The organism is Acinetobacter sp. P37, from assembly GCF_057480965.1.
Genome location: NZ_JBLIYY010000011.1, coordinates 1 through 19,180 on the forward strand (window position 1 = coordinate 1; position 19,180 = coordinate 19,180).

The following is a 19,180-nucleotide window of genomic DNA, read 5'->3' on the forward strand; positions in this document are numbered from 1 at the left end:
TCCCGAACTCAGAAGTGAAACCTCTTAGCGCTGATGGTAGTGTGGGGTTACCCATGTGAGAGTAAGTCATCGCCAGCTCATTATTCGAAAACACCCCCTTCAAAGCGAAGGGGGTGTTTTTTTATGTGCGGAGAAAAGGGAAAAATAAGCAGAAAAGTAGAAGGATAAAACAGGAAAATGAGAAAATTATTGATAGATTGAGACTTGAATTATTTAAACATGGATGATTATTAGACAATAAACGCATTTAAAAATCATCAATTGAGGGAATTCTCAGCCTAAAAATGTCGGAAAACCTGAATGTAAGTCAGCTAAAACAACAGTTTAAATGCCTAATTATCGACTTAAGTGATGGCTGATGACTTATGATTTAGAAATCTACGACTTAGATCGTAGAACTGCGATTTTTTTCTATAAAATTTGAGTTTTATTCTGACAATTTTCATATCAAATAATCTATCGTCTGATTGTGGTTTAGCTTCTAATAACACATTGATAATTAATCATTATTAAAACTAGACCCGCAGTCCATCGATTTTTTTATGTATAAATATTTCAAAAATATCTAAGTTTTTATGACATTTTATTCCCAAACGACATAGATATATCTGAAAGGTATGGGTCTATACCTTTGTAATTTTGGACAATTTACATTGAAAAACGGCATTGTAGCGAAAAATAAAACTCACAATTGGAGGTGAGGTTCAATGTCTACAAGCACAATGAATGTGAATAGCGTTGTCGATAACGCTAAGTTCACAAAATCGCATTTCAGCATCATGATGTGGTGTCTAATTCTTATTTTATTTGATGGTTACGACTTAGCGATCAATGGTGTTGCGCTGCCTTTATTGATGAAAGACTGGGGATTAACAGCTGTTCAAGCAGGTATGCTAGCGAGTACAGCACTTGCAGGGATGATGTTTGGTGCCATGATGTTTGGTACTTTGGCTGATAAGATTGGCCGTAAAAAAGTCATCATGATCTGTGTATTTTTATTCAGTACATTCACATTTTTAGGTGGTTTTGCATCAAATCCTACGGAATTTGGTGCTTTACGTTTTATTGCTGGACTTGGCATTGGTGGAGTATTACCGAACCTTGTGGCATTGACGTCTGAATATGCACCTAAGCATCTACGCAGTACTTTAGTGACCACTATGTTCAGTGGTTATGCAATGGGTGGCATCATGGCGGCTTTATTTGGTTCATGGTTTACTGCGGATTATGGCTGGCAAATCATGTTCTTCATTGCGGGTATTCCACTGTTACTGTTGCCATTTGCTTGGAAGTTTTTACCTGAATCGCTCACATTTTTGGTGAAGGTGAATCGTCACGATGAAGCTCGTAGGATGATTCAAACCATTGCACCAGAGCAAACGGTGACTGCAAATACTCAACTTGAACTGACTGAAGTTGCTGTTCCGGGTGGAGCGTCTGTTAGAGCATTGTATAAGCAAGGTCGTGGCATAAGTACGATGTTTTTTTGGCTATGCTTCTTTATGTGTCTATTAACCCTGTATGCATTAGGTAGTTGGTTACCAAAACTAATGATGGCCGCAGGTTATTCGTTAGGTAGCAGTTTGACGTTCCTATTGGCGATGAATATTGGTGCGGTAATTGGTACGATTGGGGGAGGTATCTTAGCGGATAAGTTCCATTTAAAACCGGTGATCATTACATTATGTCTGGCAGGTGCTGTGGCATTATCTTTACTCGGCTTTAATTCTCCACAGCCTGTGATCTACCTGTTGGTTGCAGTCGCAGGTGCATCAGCAATTGGTTCGCAAATCTTGCTGTATAGCTATGTTGCACAGTACTATCCTTTGTCTGTACGTTCGACAGGTATTGGTTGGGCTTCTGCAGTCGGTCGTACAGGTGCGATTGTTGGCCCGATTCTGATCGGCTATTTATTATCACAAGAATTGCCACATCAAATTAATTTTATGGCTGTGGGAATTCCAGTAGTCATCGCAGCAATTGCAGTGTTCTTTATTCGCAAAGCGCAAACGGATGAGGAAGTTGCCGCTTTAGAAAATGTGAATAAGGCTTCAGTGAAAACACAGCGTTCGTATAGCTAAATCATAGATTTAAAAAGCCCGTCATTTGATGGGCTTTTTTCATGTTGTATTCACATTTTTTATTATTAATTTAGTTTTGAAGAATTTATTAATATTATGATAAATAATGAGATTTTTTATTTTAAATAACTTTTCTAATTTAATGTCATTGTTATATAGAGACTCGATCATCATTTTTTCAGTGCAAGCATAGATCTGAAAATAGGGATGGTATTCAGGGCAATTAGGTAGCTGAGTTTGAGGCTTGTGGTTCATTTTGTTACTTAAATATAGTGAACTCTGTGTTCAGTCAGCGCATGATAGAGGGCATAGATTTATTCACATTTATCAATAATGTCTCAAGATCATGGAAATATCGTCATGTCCAAAGCCGTACAAGATATAAAAGACTATCCGCTCTATGTTGCAGGTAAAGCAGCGACTACCGATCAGTGGTTAGAAGTGGATCAAAAATATACCCAAGACGTATATGCACGCGTTGCACTCGCAGATGCTGCAACCATTGAAAAAGCCATTGATTCAGCGGTTAAATCTAGCGCTGCAATGGCGGCATTGGAACCTTTTCAAAAACAAAAAATCTTACTGCACTGTGTTAAACGTTTTAATGAAATGCGTGCAGAATTGACTGAAATTTTAATTGCGGAAGGTGGAAAACCGCGTAAAGCCGCAGCTGCTGAAGTTGAACGTTTAATTAATACCTTTCAAATTGCTGCCGATGCTGTCACACAGATGGATGATGGTCGCATGATCCCATTGGCGGTTACCGCAGCGGCATCTGGCTATCAAGGCATGGTCAAACATGTGCCAATTGGTCCTGTATCGTTGATCAGCCCGTTTAATTTTCCGATCAATCTGACTGCGCATAAAATTGCACCTGCCATTGCCGCAGGCTGTCCATTTGTTTTGAAGCCTGCAAGTTTGACGCCTATTTCAGCTTTAAAAATTGCGGAAGTTTTGGCAGAAACGGATTTACCTAAAGGTGCTTTTTCAGTTTTACCTTGTCCACGTGAACATGCAGATGTCTTGGTCACTGACGACCGGTTTAAACTGCTCAGCTTTACAGGTTCTGATGTTGTCGGTTGGGATATGAAAGCACGTGCGGGACGTAAAAAAGTGACTTTAGAACTTGGCGGTAATGCTGCGGTATTGGTTGAGCCTGATACTGAAATTTCAACGGCATTTATTGAACGTTTAGTCGGTGGGGCGTATAACCATGCAGGGCAGGTGTGTATCAGCGTACAACGCATCTTGGTGCATGCCGATATCTATGCCGATGTGAAGAAAAAACTCGTGGCGAGAATGAAGCAGCTTAAAGCCGCTGATCCTCATTTGGAAAGCACCATGGTCGGTCCAATGATTAAGGAAGCAGAAGCAACACGCGTGCATAAATGGGTCGATAAAGCAGTAAAAAAAGGTGCCAAAGCATTGGTTCGTGGTGAACATCAGGGGGCTTTGCTCGATCCAATTTTATTAGAAAATGTCGATGAATCGCTAGAAGTGTATAAAGATGAAATCTTTGGCCCTGTAGCGATTTTAGAGAAATACAAAAACTTTGAAAAAGGTATCGCCAAAATTAATAGCAGCCGTTTTGGTTTACAGGCGGGCATCTATACGCAAAATTTGAATAAAATGTTGTATGCGTGGAATCACTTAGAGGTTGGTGGAGTGATTATTAATGACATTCCGTCTTTCCGTGTCGATAACATGCCATATGGTGGCGTAAAAGATTCTGGCTTAGGCCGTGAAGGGATTCAGTCTGCCATTCGAGATTTGCAAGAAGAACGCGTATTGGCGATAAAACTGTAGCAGTTTAAACTTGGGCTTTGTTCAGTATGGATCTGTTCGAAGCCCAGTTTTTGAATCATTGCAAAAATCTAAAGTGAATAAGAAAAAATGAAACGAATTTTATTATTGGTCAGTTTGATGACCGTGAATATGGCTGTCTTTGCCTTTAACGCCACTCAAATGGTGACGGATGCACGCAGTCAAATAGGGAAAACCTTATATTACGATCCTGCATATACTGCACTGCGTTATCCGATGGGAGATGTCCCTTTAATCAAGGGTGTTTGTACCGATGTGGTAATTCGTGCATTACGACAGCAAGGGATTGATTTACAAAAAGCCATTCATGAAGATATGAAAGCCAATTTTAAGCAGTATCCACAAAAATGGGGCTTAAAAAGTACTGATAAAAATATTGATCATCGGCGTGTTCCCAATATTCAAACCTGGATGCAACGTCAGGGCTTTGTTGTCAAAGATAAGCAGTATTTGGCCGGAGATATTGTCACTTGGGACTTAGGGCGTGGTTTAGTGCATATCGGTGTGGTTTCAGATCGTAAAGTGAAAGGTAGCGGTGTTCCGCTGATTATCCATAATATTGGAGAGGGCACACAGGAAGAAGATATTTTGCATGCCTATCAAATTACCGGACATTATCGAGTGAAATAACTTTAAAAATTTAATTGGAAATAAAATATTCCTAAAAGTTATATTATTGATAACTTAAATTGTATGAAAAATAAGCTGATTAAATGAACATTTAAGCCTAAACACATTATAAAAATGGAATATTTGCCGTAGAAATTACAGAAAAACTTAAAAAAAGTGAGTATTGTTAATTCATACAAAGGGAAAGTTATTTGTGGTGTTTTTAACCAAAATGCGCATGTGATTTTTCTGTTTGCAATTTGGTATAGACGCTCACAAGGTATCTCACCAGATCAAACACCCAGAATTTTATTTTTATGGTTCTTTTTTTGCTCGCGATATAACCATAACAAGCAGCAGTTAAAGATGCCTGAGGTTTAGGTGTTCTATGTCAGATAATCGTGAAAACTGGTCGGCACGATCAGGATTTATCATTGCCGCTATTGGTTCTGCTGTAGGTTTGGGAAACATTTGGCGTTTCCCTTACGTGGCATATGAAAATGGTGGCGGTGCATTTTTAATTCCCTATTTAATTGCAATTTTTGCAGCGGGTTTGCCTTTATTATTCTTAGATTATGCAGTGGGGCATAAATTCCGAAAAGCACCGCCTACTGCATATAAAAAACTTATGAACAGTGAGGCATTAGGCTGGTGGCAAGTGATGGTGACACTCATCATCGGGATCTACTATGCCAGCGTATTGTCATGGGCCGGCAGTTATATTTTCTACTCAATTGGTCAAAAATGGGGTGAAGATACGCAAGGCTTCTTCTTTAATACCTACTTGCAAAATGCCGATGGAATTGCCTTTGGTTTTGTACCGACCTTATTTTTTGGATTGGTGATTGTTTGGGCGATTACCATGTTCATTTTATATGGTGGTGTGAAGAAGGGTGTAGAGCTTTCGAATAAAATCTTTATTCCATTGTTGGTGATTTTGTTCTCGATTTTGGTGATTCAAGCAGTGCGTTTACCGGGTGCTACAGAAGGTTTAAATGCATTCTTTACGCCAAACTGGGATGCGATGACTGACTATAAAGTATGGTTAGCAGCCTTTGGTCATATCTTCTTCTCGTTATCGATTGGTTTCGGGATTATGTTGACCTATGCGTCTTACTTAAAAGCAAAAACCAACTTGACCGGTTCAGGTGTAGTCGTTGCATTAGCCAACTCATCATTTGAAATTTTAGCGGGTATTGGTATTTTTGCGGCATTGGGCTTTATGGCACATAGTGCGGGCGTACCTGTAAATGAAGTGGTTTCAGGCGGTATTGGTCTTGCGTTTATTGCTTTCCCGAAAATCATTTCTAGCTTAGGTGCTGGCGGCGATTTATTTGGTTTCTTGTTCTTCTCGTCACTGGCTGTAGCAGGGATCACCTCAATGGTGAGTATTTTGGAAGTGCCAATTGCGTCGTTCCAAGATAAATTCGGCTGGTCACGTAAAAAAGCTGTAACGATTGTTGCGGGTGGTTCTGCCATTGTATCGACCTTAATTTTCTCAACCCACAGTGCGATTACTTTCGTTGACATCATTGACTACTTCGCCAATAACATTGGTATCGTAGCGGGTGGTTTGTTCTCGATTATCTTGGTGTCTTGGTTCCGTCGTCCATTGCTTGCGCAATTACGTAATCATGTGAATCAATATTCAAGTATCAAATTGGGCTTTGGTTGGAACTTCTTATTAACGGTTGTTACTCCGCTTTCATTATTAGTAGCTTTAGGCTTAACCATTAAAGACGTTGCATCTAAAGGCTATGGTGGTTATCCAGTTGACGTGTTATTGCCTGTAGCCGGTTTAGTCATTGCGATCTTTGTGCTTGGTGCCATTGTATTTAGTTGCATGAAAGACAAAAACCCTGAGGAGAAATAACATGAATACATCTGCATTAATCATGATGATCATTTCAATGGTTTTGCTTTGGGGCGGTTTGATCTTAGCGTCGATCCATTTAGCAAAACATCCAGATGAAGAAGATTAAGCTTCATCGTTGATAAAAAAAGGAACCCGAGGGTTCCTTTTTTATGTGGTACTAAAAAGCAAATTTTATTGTAGATTAAGCTGTTTTTTGAATGCGGCAGTAGAAGAAGCCATCGCCATAACCCACTTTCGGGAACAATTGACGACCATGGATTTGTTCAACACCCCAATCCGCTTCAATTTTAATTTCTTGGGCATCGGCATGATTGGCAAAGAACTCAACCATTTGCTGTTCATTTTCAGCTTTTAAAATCGAGCATGTGATGTAAAGCAGCGTGCCGCCGACTTTAAGCTGCTTCCACATATTTTCCAAAATTTGTTTTTGTAACACTACAGTTTTTGCAATGTCGCCCGATTGACGTAGTAAACGTATATCAGGATGACGACGCATTACACCGACAGCAGTACATGGGGCATCGAGCACGATACAATCAGCAAGTTCAGGTGCAGTATAGGTGACAGCATCGGCAGTTTGGATTTCGACATGTTTACCATCAAGATCCAAACGATCAAGGTTTTCAACTACACGTTTTAGACGCTTTTCATCTTGATCCAGTGCAATGAGTTTCTTCGGTTGGAAAGTCTCTAAAATATGTGCGGTTTTACCACCCGGCGCAGCACAAGCATCAATCACAAATTTACCATCGAGATTTGGTAATAGTGTTGCACACAGTTGAGCATGTTCATCTTGTACCGAAAAACCACCTGCTTCAAAGCCCGGTAAGCTTGGAATATGCAGGCTTTCGTCCATCACAATACCGACATTAGAGAGTTCACAGCGATGTGCATCGATGCTTTCATCTTCCAAAATATCGAGGTATTCGTCACGGCTGACTTGGCGTGTATTGACACGTAAAGTCAGTGGTGCAATTTGCTTAAGCTCATAACTAAGTTCATCAAATTGTTCGCCCCAGTCTTTTTTCAGGCGTTTGGTTAACCAACTTGGTAGATTTGTGGCTTGTTCAAGTACATCGTAGAACTGTTCTGTTTCACGTGTTGCACGGCGCAAAATTGCGTTGATTAAGCCACTTAGACTTCCCATACCCAATTGTTTTGCAGCTTCCACCGTTTCAGAAATTGCAGCATGAGCTGCGACACGGGTACACAATAATTGGTACAAACCAAGGTATAAACAGGTTTCAACCACTTGGTTATCTACCGGTTTAGACAGAAGCGGTAAAGTCAGTTGTTTCAATGCGTACCATTGACGTAAACAACCAAGCACCAATTCATGAAATAACGCACGGTCTTTATCTGACACGATATTCATTTGCTGCGCGAGTACCGATTGCAGCGATTGACCATTTTGGACAGCCAATAACGTCTTCACTACCTGAGCACGTAAATTAAGGTCTCGGGTCGAGGCGTTGGGAGATTGCTTCATTATAAAATTTGTCCAATAGTCAATTTTTGGGTTTGTAAAATTTGTACAGGGTTGAGTGGTTTAGCACCTGGCCATTGTAAAGAGGTCAAAATAATCACGCTGCCATTGGCACAGGCAACGTGTATGCCTTTTTTGTCGATGGCAATGATTTCACCTGCTTGAGCGTTCGGTGCAGACACAGCAGAAAGTTCAGAATGCCAAACACGTAAGTTGTTTTGTTCATCCAACTGAATAAATGCTACCGGCCACGGATTAAAGGCGCGAATGTTACGATCAATTTGTACAGCATCGATGGACCAATCAATTTTTGCTTCGGCTTTTGAAAGCTTATGTGCATAAACCGTTAATGCTTCGTCTTGAACTTCACGGCTGTCTAAATATTGCTGCAACGTTTGTTCAGTATCTAAAACAGCAGCAATTGCGGTTGCACCTTGTTCTGCAAGTTTGTCATGCAAAGTTGCAGAGGTATCCGTTGCTTCAATCGGGCAGATGGTTTTATACATCATGTCGCCTGTATCGAGTCCGGCTGCCATTTTCATAATGGTGACACCTGTTTCAATATCACCTGTTGCGATGGCACGTTGAATCGGTGCTGCACCACGCCAACGTGGCAGCAATGAACCATGAATATTCAGGCAGCCATATTTCGGGGTATCTAGCACCACTTGCGGCAAGATCAAACCATAGGCTGCAACCACCATAACATCGGCATTTAAGGCCTTTAATTCCGCTTGTGCGGCTAAACCTTCTTCAGTCGATGATTTGAAATGAAGGGGTTGGTAAACAGGAATATGGTGCTCTAAAGCCAATTGCTTTACGGCAGAAGCTGTGAGTTTTTGTCCACGTCCAGCTTTGCGGTCAGGTTGAGTGTATACCGCAACAATTTCATGTTGTGTGTTGAGCAAAGCAGCTAGTGCTGTTGCGGCAAATTCTGGCGTACCGGCAAAGATGATTTTCAAAATGAATGAACCGAATCTGTGTTGAATATGTGGATTATAGCAAATGATTAATGCGTAATTTAGAACATTAGAAATTGATTTTTGCAACTTTGAAGCTGTCCAAGCTCAATGATTTCATAACCCAAAATCGCAAATTTGCAATTTTTAAATAAATTATATTTATATAAAATTTAAAAATTATTCATGAAAGTTTTGTATTGTGCAGCCATTGATGGCGGTATAGTAGATTTCAGTTAAAAGATTTTTGTCGTCAAATCACTCGTTTTTATTGATAGACCCATCTGCCCAAATCTCAGCTTAAAAAGCCATCTTTAAAAACAATGGCTTGGTGTATGATAGGTTTAAAATTCGACTGATTTTACATCATTGTCAGTATGATTTAGCCAGAGTGAATCTGTAGGATTCATTTCAAGCTCAAACTTTGTTGGAAATATAAAATGCCTGACTATCGTTCAAAAACATCGACACACGGAAGAAATATGGCGGGTGCGCGCGGCTTATGGCGCGCAACTGGTATGAAAGATGAAGACTTCGGTAAACCAATTATTGCCGTCGTGAACTCATTTACTCAATTTGTACCGGGTCACGTTCATCTTAAAGACCTTGGTCAACTCGTGGCGCGTCAAATTGAGCAAGCAGGCGGTGTAGCTAAAGAGTTCAATACCATTGCAGTCGATGACGGTATTGCGATGGGCCATGACGGTATGCTGTATTCATTGCCTTCACGTGACTTGATTGCAGACTCAGTAGAATACATGGTGAGCGCGCACTGTGCCGATGCCATGGTATGTATTTCCAACTGTGACAAAATTACCCCAGGGATGTTGATGGCGGCAATGCGCTTGAACATTCCAGTGGTATTTGTCTCGGGCGGTCCAATGGAAGCGGGTAAAGTTAAAATCCGTGGCAACGACAAAGCGATCGACTTAATTGATGCCATGATTGTAGCTGCAGATGACAACTATACCGATGAAGAAGTTGCTGAATACGAACGTTCTGCATGCCCAACTTGCGGTTCATGCTCAGGTATGTTCACCGCAAACTCAATGAACTGCTTAACAGAAGCATTGGGTCTGTCTTTACCGGGTAACGGTTCTACACTGGCAACACATGCAAACCGTAAAAAATTATTCGAACGCGCAGGCTCTTTAATTGTTGAATTGGCTAAACGTCATTATGAACAAGATGATTACAGCGTATTGCCACGTGAAATGGTAACCAAAGCATCGTATGAAAATGCCATGACTTTAGACATCGCGATGGGTGGTTCAACCAATACCGTTTTACACTTGTTGGCTGCAGCCAATGAAGCTGGCGTTGATTTCACGATGGACGACATTGACCGTTTATCTCGTAAAGTGCCTGTTCTATGTAAAGTTGCACCTGCGAAAAACGACGTACATATGGAAGATGTACACCGTGCTGGCGGTATCATGTCCATTCTCGGTGAATTAGACCGTGCAGGCTTATTGGACACATCTGTGGGTACTGTTCACGAAGCAAGCTTAAAAGATGCTTTAGATAAATGGGACATTATCCGTACTGAAAATGAAGACGTTTACCAATTCTTCCGTTCAGCGCCGGGCGGTGTACCAACGCAAACTGCATTCTCACAAGATCGATATTACCAACGACTAGATGGTGACCGTGAAAATGGCGTGATCCGTAATGCTGAACATGCGTTCTCGAAAGACGGTGGCTTAGCTGTGCTTTACGGCAACATTGCGCTCGATGGTTGTATCGTAAAAACTGCGGGTGTAGATGATTCAATCTTGAAATTCAACGGTACTGCACGTGTGTTTGAAAGCCAAGATTCAGCAGTAGAGGCGATCTTGGGTAATGAAATCAAAGCCGGTGATGTGGTGGTGATTCGCTATGAAGGCCCACGTGGTGGTCCGGGTATGCAAGAAATGCTGTACCCAACCAGCTACTTAAAATCGAAAGGTCTAGGCAAAGAATGTGCGTTATTGACTGACGGTCGTTTCTCTGGCGGTTCATCAGGCCTTTCAATTGGTCACGTATCTCCAGAAGCAGCAGAAGGCGGTGCAATTGGTTTGGTGGAAGATGGCGATTTAATCGAAATTGATATTCCAAACCGTACCATCAACTTAGCTGTTGATGACGCTACGATGGCGGCTCGCCGTGCAGCGCAAGAAGCGAAAGGTTGGCATCCAGTTGAAGAGCGTCCACGCAAAATTTCGAAAGCATTGAAAGCCTATGCAATGCATACTACGAGTGCGGCGAAAGGCGCAGTACGTGAAATCTAAGCTTTAGATTTTTAAATAAAAAGCACTCCTAATGGGGTGCTTTTTAAATTTCCATCTACATAACTTGTAATGGATAAGAGGAAACGTCATCCGCAACTGTCTGAGGCAAACGGTAATTTAAAAGTGAATGTTTCTGCGATCATTTTTTTAGTTACAAACAGTTGCCGAGTTTTGCGGATGACAAATGGTTTTGGTTACTTTTGCCGAAACAAAAGTAACATACGAGCTCCGAAAATTTGCTTTTATAGAGGTAAGACTCCGCTGTAATCAGCTTTTAAATGAAATAATGGGACAATAATTCTAAGTTATAGATTTCTTAATCTGATTGAAAATAATGTTTCTTGAAGCAACTAAATAAAATTTAATAATTAGTGGATGTCATTAAAATTCTAAAAAGACAGCCTCGAATAGTAGCTATAATTTATATGGCTTTGTGTAGGCAATCCCTTACTTTTGAAAGATCAAAAGTAACAAAAATCTTTTGTTCTCCTGATATTTCATCCCTGCCATACAGGAAAACAGCGACATCCATGTCGCTTTGTCATGTGATTGAATGGTATTGCATGCGCTAAAAATCTCTTTTGTTGAGATGTAATTTCTTTTACATGCCGAGCGCTTTCTATACAATAAATTTAAAAGAACCCGTCAAAGCTGAAGCCAAAATCAGCCATCGCCAAGGAACAACAATGAGTAAAAATAATATCCGCGAACATTCTGCTCCTGTTTATGAAGGCATAGAGAATGCGCCTGCACGTTCCATGATGCGTGCCACAGGCTTCCAAGATGCTGACTTTAAGCGCCCATTTATAGGCATCGCCTCGACTTGGGCCAATGTCACGCCGTGTAATATGCATATTGATGGCTTGGCGCGTGAAGCTGAAAGCGGGGTGAATGCTGCAGGCGGTAAAGGCATTATTTTTAATACTATTACGATTTCTGACGGCATTTCCAATGGTACTGAAGGTATGAAGTATTCACTGCTATCGCGGGAAATCATTGCCGACTCTATTGAAGCTGTGGTGGGCTGTCAGGCCTATGATGGCGTGATTGCGATTGGCGGCTGTGACAAGAACATGCCGGGTTGCATCATGGGCTTGGCGCGATTAAACCGTCCGGGCTTGTTTATTTATGGTGGCACCATCAAACCAGGAGCTGGTCATACCGACATGATTTCGGTATTTGAAGCAGTCGGTCAGCATGCCAAAGGCGAAATCAATGAAATTCAAGTGAAGCAGATTGAAGAAGTCGCGCTGCCGGGGCCGGGTTCGTGCGGCGGTATGTATACGGCCAATTCGATGGCTTCAGCGATTGAAGCACTGGGCATGAGCTTGCCGGGGTCTTCAGCACAGGAAGCGGTATCCGCGGATAAAATTGCCGACTGCCAGCGTGCAGGTGAAGCCGTGATGAATCTGCTGCGTCTCGATATTAAACCGCGTGACATTATGACCAAAGCTGCTTTTGAAAACTCGATTAAAGTGCTGATTGCTTTAGGCGGGTCAACCAATGGCGTGCTGCATTTGATTGCCATGGCGCATACCGCAGGCGTGGAACTCTCTTTGGATGATTTTGTGCGCATTGGTAAAGATATTCCTGTGGTGGCCGATGTGCGCCCATCGGGTAAATATTTAATGTCGGAACTGATTGCCATTGGCGGCATTCAACCGCTGATGAAGCGCATGCTGGATGCAGGTATGCTCGATGGTTCTTGCTTAACCGTTACGGGCAAAACTTTGGCGGAAAACTTAGCCGAGGTAGAGGATTATCCTGAAGGTCAGCAAATTATTCTGCCATTTGATGCACCGATCAAAAAGGATTCGCACTTGGTGGTACTCAAAGGCAATCTGTCACCGACAGGTGCCGTGGCTAAAATTACCGGTAAAGAAGGGCTGTATTTTGAAGGGCCTGCACGGGTATTTGAGGGTGAGCAGGGTGCCATGCGCGGTATTTTAGATGGTGAAGTACAAGAAGGCGAAGTGGTGGTGATCCGCGGTGTTGGGCCGAAAGGCGGGCCGGGTATGCCGGAAATGCTGAAACCGACTTCAGCGATTATTGGTAAAGGTCTAGGCCAATCTGTTGCACTGTTGACTGATGGGCGTTTCTCGGGCGGCAGCCATGGTTTTGTGATTGGTCATGTGACGCCAGAAGCCTATGAAGGCGGCCCAATTGGCTTGGTCAAAAACGGCGATAAAATATCAATTAACGCTGAAACGCGTGAAATGACTTGGCATGTGGCTGAGGATGAACTTGCTGCACGTCGTGCGGCCTGGGTCAAACCGAAACCAAACTATACCCACGGCGCATTGGCTAAATTTGCCAAGTTGACCTCTGGTGCGGAAAAAGGTGCAGTGACTGACCTAAATCTAGACGTCTAATGCATTGTTAAACGTTGAACATTCAGTCCTGACTTGATATAAGTTTTGCACAAGGCTTATATCTCATTTAAAACAGCTTCATAATAGAAGTTGAATTTTAAGCATGTGCTGGCAGGTTCGGTACAATTCATCATTTTGAGGCAAAAAACGCATGTCACTGTTACGCCGTTGGTTCGATCCAATCCGATCGAGTTGGTTTTATCAGAAACCGACCCGACAAGCGGTGTTACCCACGGAACAAGGTCTGAGTGTTTATCTTCGACTGGATGATGTCTATAGCTATTTGGCTGCGCAGCAACTGCCTCAATTAGAAGAAATTCTCAGTGATGAAATCAAACCACTGAAAGTGATTATTTGTCGTCAGAGTGCTGAACCTCCAAATCAAATGTCATCGATAGAATGGCAACAATATTGTCTGAATGATGCCCAAATTTTAGCGCGGCAGCATCGTTTTAGTTTTCATGAAACACCTGAACAACCGACCGCCGAAGCTTTAGAACAAGCCGAAATTATTCTAAAAAATACCCCATTACGCGGCCAAGACTTTCTTTATTTACTTGAAGATGTGTTCCACATGTTGTGGCAAAAGCAATATGGCAAGCTGAGAACACTGTACGCGATGGCCAGCCGTCATCATAAAGCGCAAGATTTTCCAGAACGGATCTTTTCTGACTTACCAACTTTGACGGGGTATTTTGAATTTGGCGAACGTAAGTACCATGCTGTAGATGATTTACTGCGTTTAACGCGCCGTTTAAAACAACAAAAACTCCTGACAGATAACCCGATCTTTATGATCAATCATATTGAATGGCGTGAGCACCTGATCAGTGATGCAGAAGAGTTAAATGAAATTCAGGGACTTGATCCTGAGCTTGATCTCTACATCGCGATGGAAGATCCGATTTCATGGTTACTGTTGGCTTATATTCGTGAGGAATTGGCGGACTATTATAATATTCAGCTGAATGTGTATCCATTGTCGTATCACGGTCGAGATTTGTTTGACTGGAGTTTGGCAACACGTCTGTCTAAACGGACAGAAGTTAAGTTCACGCCATTTTGCCGGCCTACAGAAGCTGCGACATTAGCTATGTCACAGCTTTACTACAGTGCGCCTGAAGAGCAACGTATTGATGTGATGTATCGCATTTTGGAAGCCGTATGGACCAAAGGGCGTGATTTATCCTTCAAAGCACATTTTCAGGCCTTACAGTATGAGTTAGAGATTTCTGAACTGACTACTAACGATATTGCTGAAAAATTAAAAGAAAATGATATGCACTGTGAGATGAAGTCACAGCCCGATTTTCCTGTTTTAGAATTACGTATTGCAGGTCAAAGCTATGTATTTAATAGCTTATACCGCGTTTGGATGATTGAAAGTATTTTCAGTAATGTGTTAGAAGAGAAGTATAAAAGTGAAAACACCGCTGAAAGTGAAGCCAGAGAAGATGAAGAAAGAAAAAGTTGAGTCATTAGAGCAAGCCCGCGCACAGATTGATGTGATTGATCAGGGGATTATTGAGCTCATTGCTGCACGTCAGTTTTATGTCGATCAAGCGGTGCGTTTTAAGCGTTCAGTACAGGATGTTCAATCACCAGAACGTGTCGAAGCGGTGATAAGTAAAATTCGTCTACAAGCCACAGAGCACGGTGTAAATGCAGATATTGTGGAACGTTTATACCGCGATATGATTCAGCATTTTATTCAACGTGAGTTGAAAGAGATCCGACCGTAATTTTTAGTTTTTGAGATTAGATCAAATTTATTAATGTTCTTTTTTAATATCACCAACTGAAAAGATGATGATTTGATTTACATTTTGAAATTTTATTAATTTTTTTATTTGTTATTCTACTTCTAATTACAATAATTGGATCTAGCATGACTAGCCCTACTTTTTTGCATGAACTATCAGAAGAACAGCTAAAAAAACTTTCTCAAGACGATATTCAAAAGATTCACCAAGCAGAACAACTCTATTGGAATCATAAGCCGCATACCAAATATTATGCAGCTTTTAATGGTTCAAAAACAAAAAAAGGTGGGTTAGTTCGAGCATCTAATCATGCTTATAAGGTCAACGGGATCTCTTTAGCTTTGGTCGGTGATGAAGCTATATATTTAGATGGTTCGACAGCAAAAATTATCTCCGGCGCAGGATTTCTTCTAAATGTTGATGGCAGGGCCGCAGCACTTATCGGATCATTATTAGAAAATGGCGATGAAATTATTGATAGTCCGGTCACTTCCCATGTTTTACGCTTATATCATGATGCAACTATCCCTGAAGGTTTTATGAATCCAACTTTGGGAGACTCAAATAATGTCTAAAGGATTTGGCATTCATGGCTCAACAACAAGTCACGGTGGGACAGTCATGTCCACGCAGTCCCGAAGTTCACAGATGGGGAATCTCTTTCTTCGTGCGGGAGATGGTTTCGCCTGTCCAAAATGTAAAACTTGGTCTACCTTAATTAAGAGTAATGATCATGTGATTTTTGATGGAAAGGCAGTGGCTTATGTAGGTGATAAATTTACTTGTGGGGCTTCATTGATGCCAAACCAAGTACATGTTGTTGGGACTAGTGGTGGAATAAGTTCATTAAATAGCCCAATTTTTAAGCCAAGTATGTTGCAGAATAATTTAACGAATAGTTTTGTAAGTGATAAGAAAAAATATGAAAATTACTATATAGAGAGAAACCAAACTGATTATGTGAAATTTAAGACTGCGATCCCTCCATATGATGAGGATAAAAAAGGATTATTTGGAATTGTTGCACAATTAGCCTCTGGAGTATGTGATTTTATTGTTACGTATATTGTTAAAAATAAAGAACTTTTTGTAACGGTGTCATATATGCCGCCGGTGGTTAAAAATGATGCAAGTAAAATTATTCCGCGTGCGACCCTAAGACTATTTAAAGAAAAAAATAGAAAATTTGACTTGTTAAAAACTCAAGAGTTAAAAATTGCTAATGGTATTTGGAATACTGAAAAAGGAAAAGAGCCAGTTGGATCTTGTAATATCAACTTACCTGAACCTGATATATCACTCTTAAAAGTTGAATTAGATTTGGGATATATACTGAAGTTTGATGGTGGAACAGTTACACCAATTCCTAGTTTTAAAACTCATACCTTTACCTTAAACTCCGCAGCGAGAGAAGTTTGATGAAGCATTTTTTTATTTTCTTAACCTTATTTTTTATATTTGGTAGTACTGCTTGCTCGTCTGAGAAAATTAGTTTGAATCAGCATGAAGTTAAAGAAGCTCAAAAAAAAGAATCAATTTCAATGCTGTCTAAAGAAGATACAGCTATAATAAATGATTATAAAAATACTATTAATAAACTTAATCTGAGAGATAAAGAAAACGCAGATAAAGTAATGAAAGATAGTTTGTCTGAAATAAAGAAGATCACGAATGATCAAGAACGACAAAAGATTGAAATGCAAATCTACTTAGCAACAGGCATGTATGAAGAGGCTTATAATCTTAATCATAAAATGTTAAAGGACTCTTTCAGTCAGGAACTTTTAGTGACTCAGTGTGAGTTAAGCTATTATGCTAAAAGATCGAAAGATGAATATGAAAAATGTTATTCCGATTTAGCATTGATTTTAAAAGAAGAATTAAGGAAAGTATCAAAAAATGACCCTCAGTATATTTATGGTGAGTGGGGCTATTTGCTATCAATGTATAAATCTGGGAACGTTGAATATAAAAATAAAATAAAAAAATTTATTGATTCGATTCAAGATGAAACGGTGAAATATCAATTCGAAAGTTCTTATGAATTAGCTGAAGAGCAAATGAGTAGTTATGACAGTAATTAAAGTAAATTGTAATTACTTTTTTATTGAATCCAACTACCTTGTCTATAGTTGATTTTAAGCACAGCCTCAACTTTTTATTGAGGCTCTATTCCAAAAACACTGATTTTTCAAAGTGCCTGAATTGCATAGCATAGAACCAATTCTTCAGCGAGTTTCGCCATGATTTGGTTCGTCATCACAGTTTTTGCAATCGCAGGTTTAATTAAAGGCACGATTGGGTTAGGCCTGCCTGCGGTATCGATGGGCTTACTCACCATGGTGATCAGTCCATTTCAGGCAGCCACGTTATTGATCATTCCATCCATGGTCACCAACTTTTGGCAACTATTTGCCGAAGGGCAGGTGCTGCGCCTCATTCAACGCTTTTGGCCCTTGTTACTTGGGATTATCGTCGGTTCAATTTGGAGTATTTTTCCAACTTTAGGACATGCTGAATTTAAAAGTGAAGCATTACTGGGGGGCATGTTGGCACTATATGGATTGTATGGGCTTTGTGCCAAAAGCTTGCCGAACTTTGCACCACATGAAAAATGGCTATCTCCAATGATCGGTTATTTGGGAGGGGCGCTGACTGTTGCGACCGGTGTGGTGGTGATCCCTGTGGTGCCATATTTGCAAGGTTTGCAGCTCAAACGTGATGACCTCGTACAGTCACTCGGTTTAGCCTTTACCACATCAACCATTTGTTTGGCAGTGTTCTTACAGCAAAATCCAGTGGAAGATCTCCCGATTGATTATGCCATGTCAGCCATAGCACTGATTCCAGCGCTCATTGGGATGTGGGCAGGGAAAAAAATTCGTTACCGCATTCCAGAACAAAAATTCCGTAAGGTGTTTTTTATCGGGTTGATTGCCCTCGGTGGCTATATGATGCTGCACCAGTTTGGTGTGATTTAAAGCCTAGACTTGGCCATCTAAAGTAGATTTTTGTGATAGTAGAAACTGACTGAAATGCTGATAATTTAAGGGTAAATCATCAAAATTACGCGCGGTGAGGAGCAGTTTTCGATTGGCCCATTCACCACTGAGCTCAACTTGTGCAAAGGCATACAAACTGATTAATCGTTGGGCCGCACGTTTTGGCATGATGGCAATGCCCACACCATTCGCCACCACTTGCGCGATCGCGGCAAAGTTCGGCAAACGCAGCCGATACTGTATTTCACAGCCGAATAATTTGGCTTGTGCCTCGATCGATTGTTGCAAGGAATGATATTGCATCAAACCGACAAAGGGATAATTTAAAATCTCTGCGGGTTTAACGCTAGATCTCGAGGCCAATTCATGAGTTATAGGACAAATCAGCACCAACGGATCATCTGCAAACTCAAGCGTTTGTAGTTGTTCAGATTTAAAGAAACCTGAAATTAAGCCTAGTTGTGCATTACCTTGCTCTATCGCTGCAATGATATCTTTAGACTCGGCTTCATGCAGCTCAATTTGTGTGTTGGGATTTTCTAGCAAATAACGTGGTAGCAAGACCGGTAAATATTCACTTTGTGCAGATGAATTACACCATAAGGTCATATTGGAATTTAGCCCATGGGCAAAGGGCAGCATCGCGTGTTCTAATTGTTGCCCCTCACCTAAGATGCGCTGTGCATGTTCAACCAAGGTTTGACCGGCAAGAGTCAGTTTGACCCCTTTGGCTTGGCGAGTGAACAGGGCTGTGCGGTAATGCTGTTCGAGTTTTTTAATCCGTTCACTGGCTGCTTGTAGCGAGATGGCAGAACGAGCAGCGCCTTTGGTCAGACTGCCGCTGTCTACAATGTGCAGCACCAATTGAAGGTCGAACAAATCCAGTCGCATACGGTGTATTCCTTGGCTAATGCCTTATCTTACCGAAAGAGCAGCTA

The 19,180-nt window shown here is 41.1% G+C and carries 16 protein-coding genes and 1 rRNA gene; 14 read left to right on the plus strand and 3 right to left on the minus strand.

What is annotated here, in order from left to right:
• From rrf to AC25JC_RS11090, 6 genes are all read left to right on the plus strand, one after another.
• Positions 1 to 78 (plus strand): 5S ribosomal RNA (gene rrf, locus AC25JC_RS11065); the annotation flags it as partial.
• 629 nt (positions 79 to 707) lie between these two features.
• Positions 708 to 2,081 carry an MFS transporter gene (locus tag AC25JC_RS11070; RefSeq protein WP_486924038.1) on the plus strand — a complete coding sequence of 458 codons (1,374 nt, stop codon included), beginning with the start codon at positions 708 to 710 and terminating at the stop codon, positions 2,079 to 2,081.
• A 360-nt stretch (positions 2,082 to 2,441) separates the two neighbouring features.
• Positions 2,442 to 3,887, plus strand: a complete 1,446-nt coding sequence (locus AC25JC_RS11075) for an aldehyde dehydrogenase family protein (RefSeq protein ID WP_486924039.1) — start codon at positions 2,442 to 2,444, stop codon at positions 3,885 to 3,887.
• 117 nt (positions 3,888 to 4,004) lie between these two features.
• Positions 4,005 to 4,535 (plus strand): DUF1287 domain-containing protein, encoded by a 531-nt coding sequence (locus tag AC25JC_RS11080; protein WP_486924082.1) that lies wholly within the window; start codon positions 4,005 to 4,007, stop codon positions 4,533 to 4,535.
• 367 nt (positions 4,536 to 4,902) lie between these two features.
• Positions 4,903 to 6,387 carry a sodium-dependent transporter gene (locus AC25JC_RS11085; protein WP_180079292.1) on the plus strand — a complete coding sequence of 495 codons (1,485 nt, stop codon included), beginning with the start codon at positions 4,903 to 4,905 and terminating at the stop codon, positions 6,385 to 6,387.
• Between the two features lies 1 nt (position 6,388).
• The gene (locus AC25JC_RS11090) at positions 6,389 to 6,496 is read left to right on the plus strand and encodes a methionine/alanine import family NSS transporter small subunit (RefSeq protein WP_078194501.1); all 108 of its coding nucleotides are present in this window, start codon (positions 6,389 to 6,391) and stop codon (positions 6,494 to 6,496) included.
• 75 nt (positions 6,497 to 6,571) lie between these two features.
• On the opposite strand, the gene rsmB is transcribed toward AC25JC_RS11090, so the two are convergent.
• Together rsmB and fmt are read right to left on the minus strand one after the other, a co-directional pair.
• The gene (gene rsmB / locus AC25JC_RS11095; protein ID WP_486924040.1) at positions 6,572 to 7,879 is read right to left on the minus strand and encodes a 16S rRNA (cytosine(967)-C(5))-methyltransferase RsmB; all 1,308 of its coding nucleotides are present in this window, start codon (positions 7,877 to 7,879) and stop codon (positions 6,572 to 6,574) included.
• On the minus strand, positions 7,879 to 8,838 hold the full coding sequence (fmt, locus tag AC25JC_RS11100) for a methionyl-tRNA formyltransferase (RefSeq protein WP_111885186.1): 960 nt from the start codon (positions 8,836 to 8,838) through the stop codon (positions 7,879 to 7,881). The genes rsmB and fmt overlap by 1 nt, the downstream gene beginning before the upstream one ends.
• A gap of 437 nt (positions 8,839 to 9,275) precedes the next feature.
• Here fmt and ilvD (AC25JC_RS11105) point away from each other — a divergent pair, with 437 nt between their 5' ends.
• From ilvD (AC25JC_RS11105) to AC25JC_RS11140, 8 genes are all read left to right on the plus strand, one after another.
• Positions 9,276 to 11,105: a dihydroxy-acid dehydratase gene (ilvD, locus tag AC25JC_RS11105; protein WP_180107271.1), complete on the plus strand. Its 1,830-nt coding sequence runs from the start codon at positions 9,276 to 9,278 to the stop codon at positions 11,103 to 11,105.
• A 686-nt stretch (positions 11,106 to 11,791) separates the two neighbouring features.
• A complete protein-coding gene (ilvD, locus tag AC25JC_RS11110; protein WP_486924041.1) occupies positions 11,792 to 13,477 on the plus strand; it encodes a dihydroxy-acid dehydratase in 1,686 nt (561 codons plus the stop codon).
• Between the two features lie 151 nt (positions 13,478 to 13,628).
• Positions 13,629 to 14,951 (plus strand): hypothetical protein, encoded by a 1,323-nt coding sequence (locus AC25JC_RS11115; protein WP_486924042.1) that lies wholly within the window; start codon positions 13,629 to 13,631, stop codon positions 14,949 to 14,951.
• Positions 14,932 to 15,219: a chorismate mutase gene (locus tag AC25JC_RS11120; protein WP_078191648.1), complete on the plus strand. Its 288-nt coding sequence runs from the start codon at positions 14,932 to 14,934 to the stop codon at positions 15,217 to 15,219. The genes AC25JC_RS11115 and AC25JC_RS11120 overlap by 20 nt, the downstream gene beginning before the upstream one ends.
• 146 nt (positions 15,220 to 15,365) lie before the next feature.
• The gene (locus AC25JC_RS11125; RefSeq protein WP_180107709.1) at positions 15,366 to 15,815 is read left to right on the plus strand and encodes a PAAR domain-containing protein; all 450 of its coding nucleotides are present in this window, start codon (positions 15,366 to 15,368) and stop codon (positions 15,813 to 15,815) included.
• Positions 15,808 to 16,659, plus strand: a complete 852-nt coding sequence (locus tag AC25JC_RS11130) for a PAAR domain-containing protein (RefSeq protein WP_180107708.1) — start codon at positions 15,808 to 15,810, stop codon at positions 16,657 to 16,659. The genes AC25JC_RS11125 and AC25JC_RS11130 overlap by 8 nt, the downstream gene beginning before the upstream one ends.
• Positions 16,659 to 17,324, plus strand: coding sequence for a hypothetical protein (locus AC25JC_RS11135; protein WP_180107707.1), 666 nt, complete (start codon positions 16,659 to 16,661; stop codon positions 17,322 to 17,324). The genes AC25JC_RS11130 and AC25JC_RS11135 overlap by 1 nt, the downstream gene beginning before the upstream one ends.
• Positions 17,325 to 17,483: 159 nt before the next feature.
• Complete coding sequence (locus tag AC25JC_RS11140) at positions 17,484 to 18,221, plus strand: sulfite exporter TauE/SafE family protein (RefSeq protein WP_180116236.1); 738 nt, start codon at positions 17,484 to 17,486, stop codon at positions 18,219 to 18,221.
• Between the two features lie 3 nt (positions 18,222 to 18,224).
• Here the strand turns inward: AC25JC_RS11140 and AC25JC_RS11145 are convergent, their stop codons facing one another.
• Positions 18,225 to 19,133 (minus strand): LysR family transcriptional regulator, encoded by a 909-nt coding sequence (locus AC25JC_RS11145; protein ID WP_486924043.1) that lies wholly within the window; start codon positions 19,131 to 19,133, stop codon positions 18,225 to 18,227.
• Positions 19,134 to 19,180: the final 47 nt, after the last annotated feature.

Bases quoted from the DNA above. Each gene is read 5' to 3' on its own strand.
- AC25JC_RS11140 (WP_180116236.1), top strand. From the start codon at position 17,484: ATGATTTGGTTCGTCATCACAGTTTTTGCAATCGCAGGTTTAATTAAA.
- AC25JC_RS11130 (WP_180107708.1), top strand. From the start codon at position 15,808: ATGTCTAAAGGATTTGGCATTCATGGCTCAACAACAAGTCACGGTGGG.
- AC25JC_RS11070 (WP_486924038.1), top strand. From the start codon at position 708: ATGTCTACAAGCACAATGAATGTGAATAGCGTTGTCGATAACGCTAAG.
- AC25JC_RS11135 (WP_180107707.1), top strand. From the start codon at position 16,659: ATGAAGCATTTTTTTATTTTCTTAACCTTATTTTTTATATTTGGTAGT.
- AC25JC_RS11080 (WP_486924082.1), top strand. From the start codon at position 4,005: ATGACCGTGAATATGGCTGTCTTTGCCTTTAACGCCACTCAAATGGTG.
- AC25JC_RS11090 (WP_078194501.1), top strand. From the start codon at position 6,389: ATGAATACATCTGCATTAATCATGATGATCATTTCAATGGTTTTGCTT.
- rsmB (WP_486924040.1), bottom strand. From the start codon at position 7,879: ATGAAGCAATCTCCCAACGCCTCGACCCGAGACCTTAATTTACGTGCT.
- AC25JC_RS11120 (WP_078191648.1), top strand. From the start codon at position 14,932: ATGAAGAAAGAAAAAGTTGAGTCATTAGAGCAAGCCCGCGCACAGATT.
- ilvD (WP_486924041.1), top strand. From the start codon at position 11,792: ATGAGTAAAAATAATATCCGCGAACATTCTGCTCCTGTTTATGAAGGC.
- AC25JC_RS11075 (WP_486924039.1), top strand. From the start codon at position 2,442: ATGTCCAAAGCCGTACAAGATATAAAAGACTATCCGCTCTATGTTGCA.
- ilvD (WP_180107271.1), top strand. From the start codon at position 9,276: ATGCCTGACTATCGTTCAAAAACATCGACACACGGAAGAAATATGGCG.
- AC25JC_RS11125 (WP_180107709.1), top strand. From the start codon at position 15,366: ATGACTAGCCCTACTTTTTTGCATGAACTATCAGAAGAACAGCTAAAA.
- AC25JC_RS11115 (WP_486924042.1), top strand. From the start codon at position 13,629: ATGTCACTGTTACGCCGTTGGTTCGATCCAATCCGATCGAGTTGGTTT.
- AC25JC_RS11145 (WP_486924043.1), bottom strand. From the start codon at position 19,133: ATGCGACTGGATTTGTTCGACCTTCAATTGGTGCTGCACATTGTAGAC.
- AC25JC_RS11085 (WP_180079292.1), top strand. From the start codon at position 4,903: ATGTCAGATAATCGTGAAAACTGGTCGGCACGATCAGGATTTATCATT.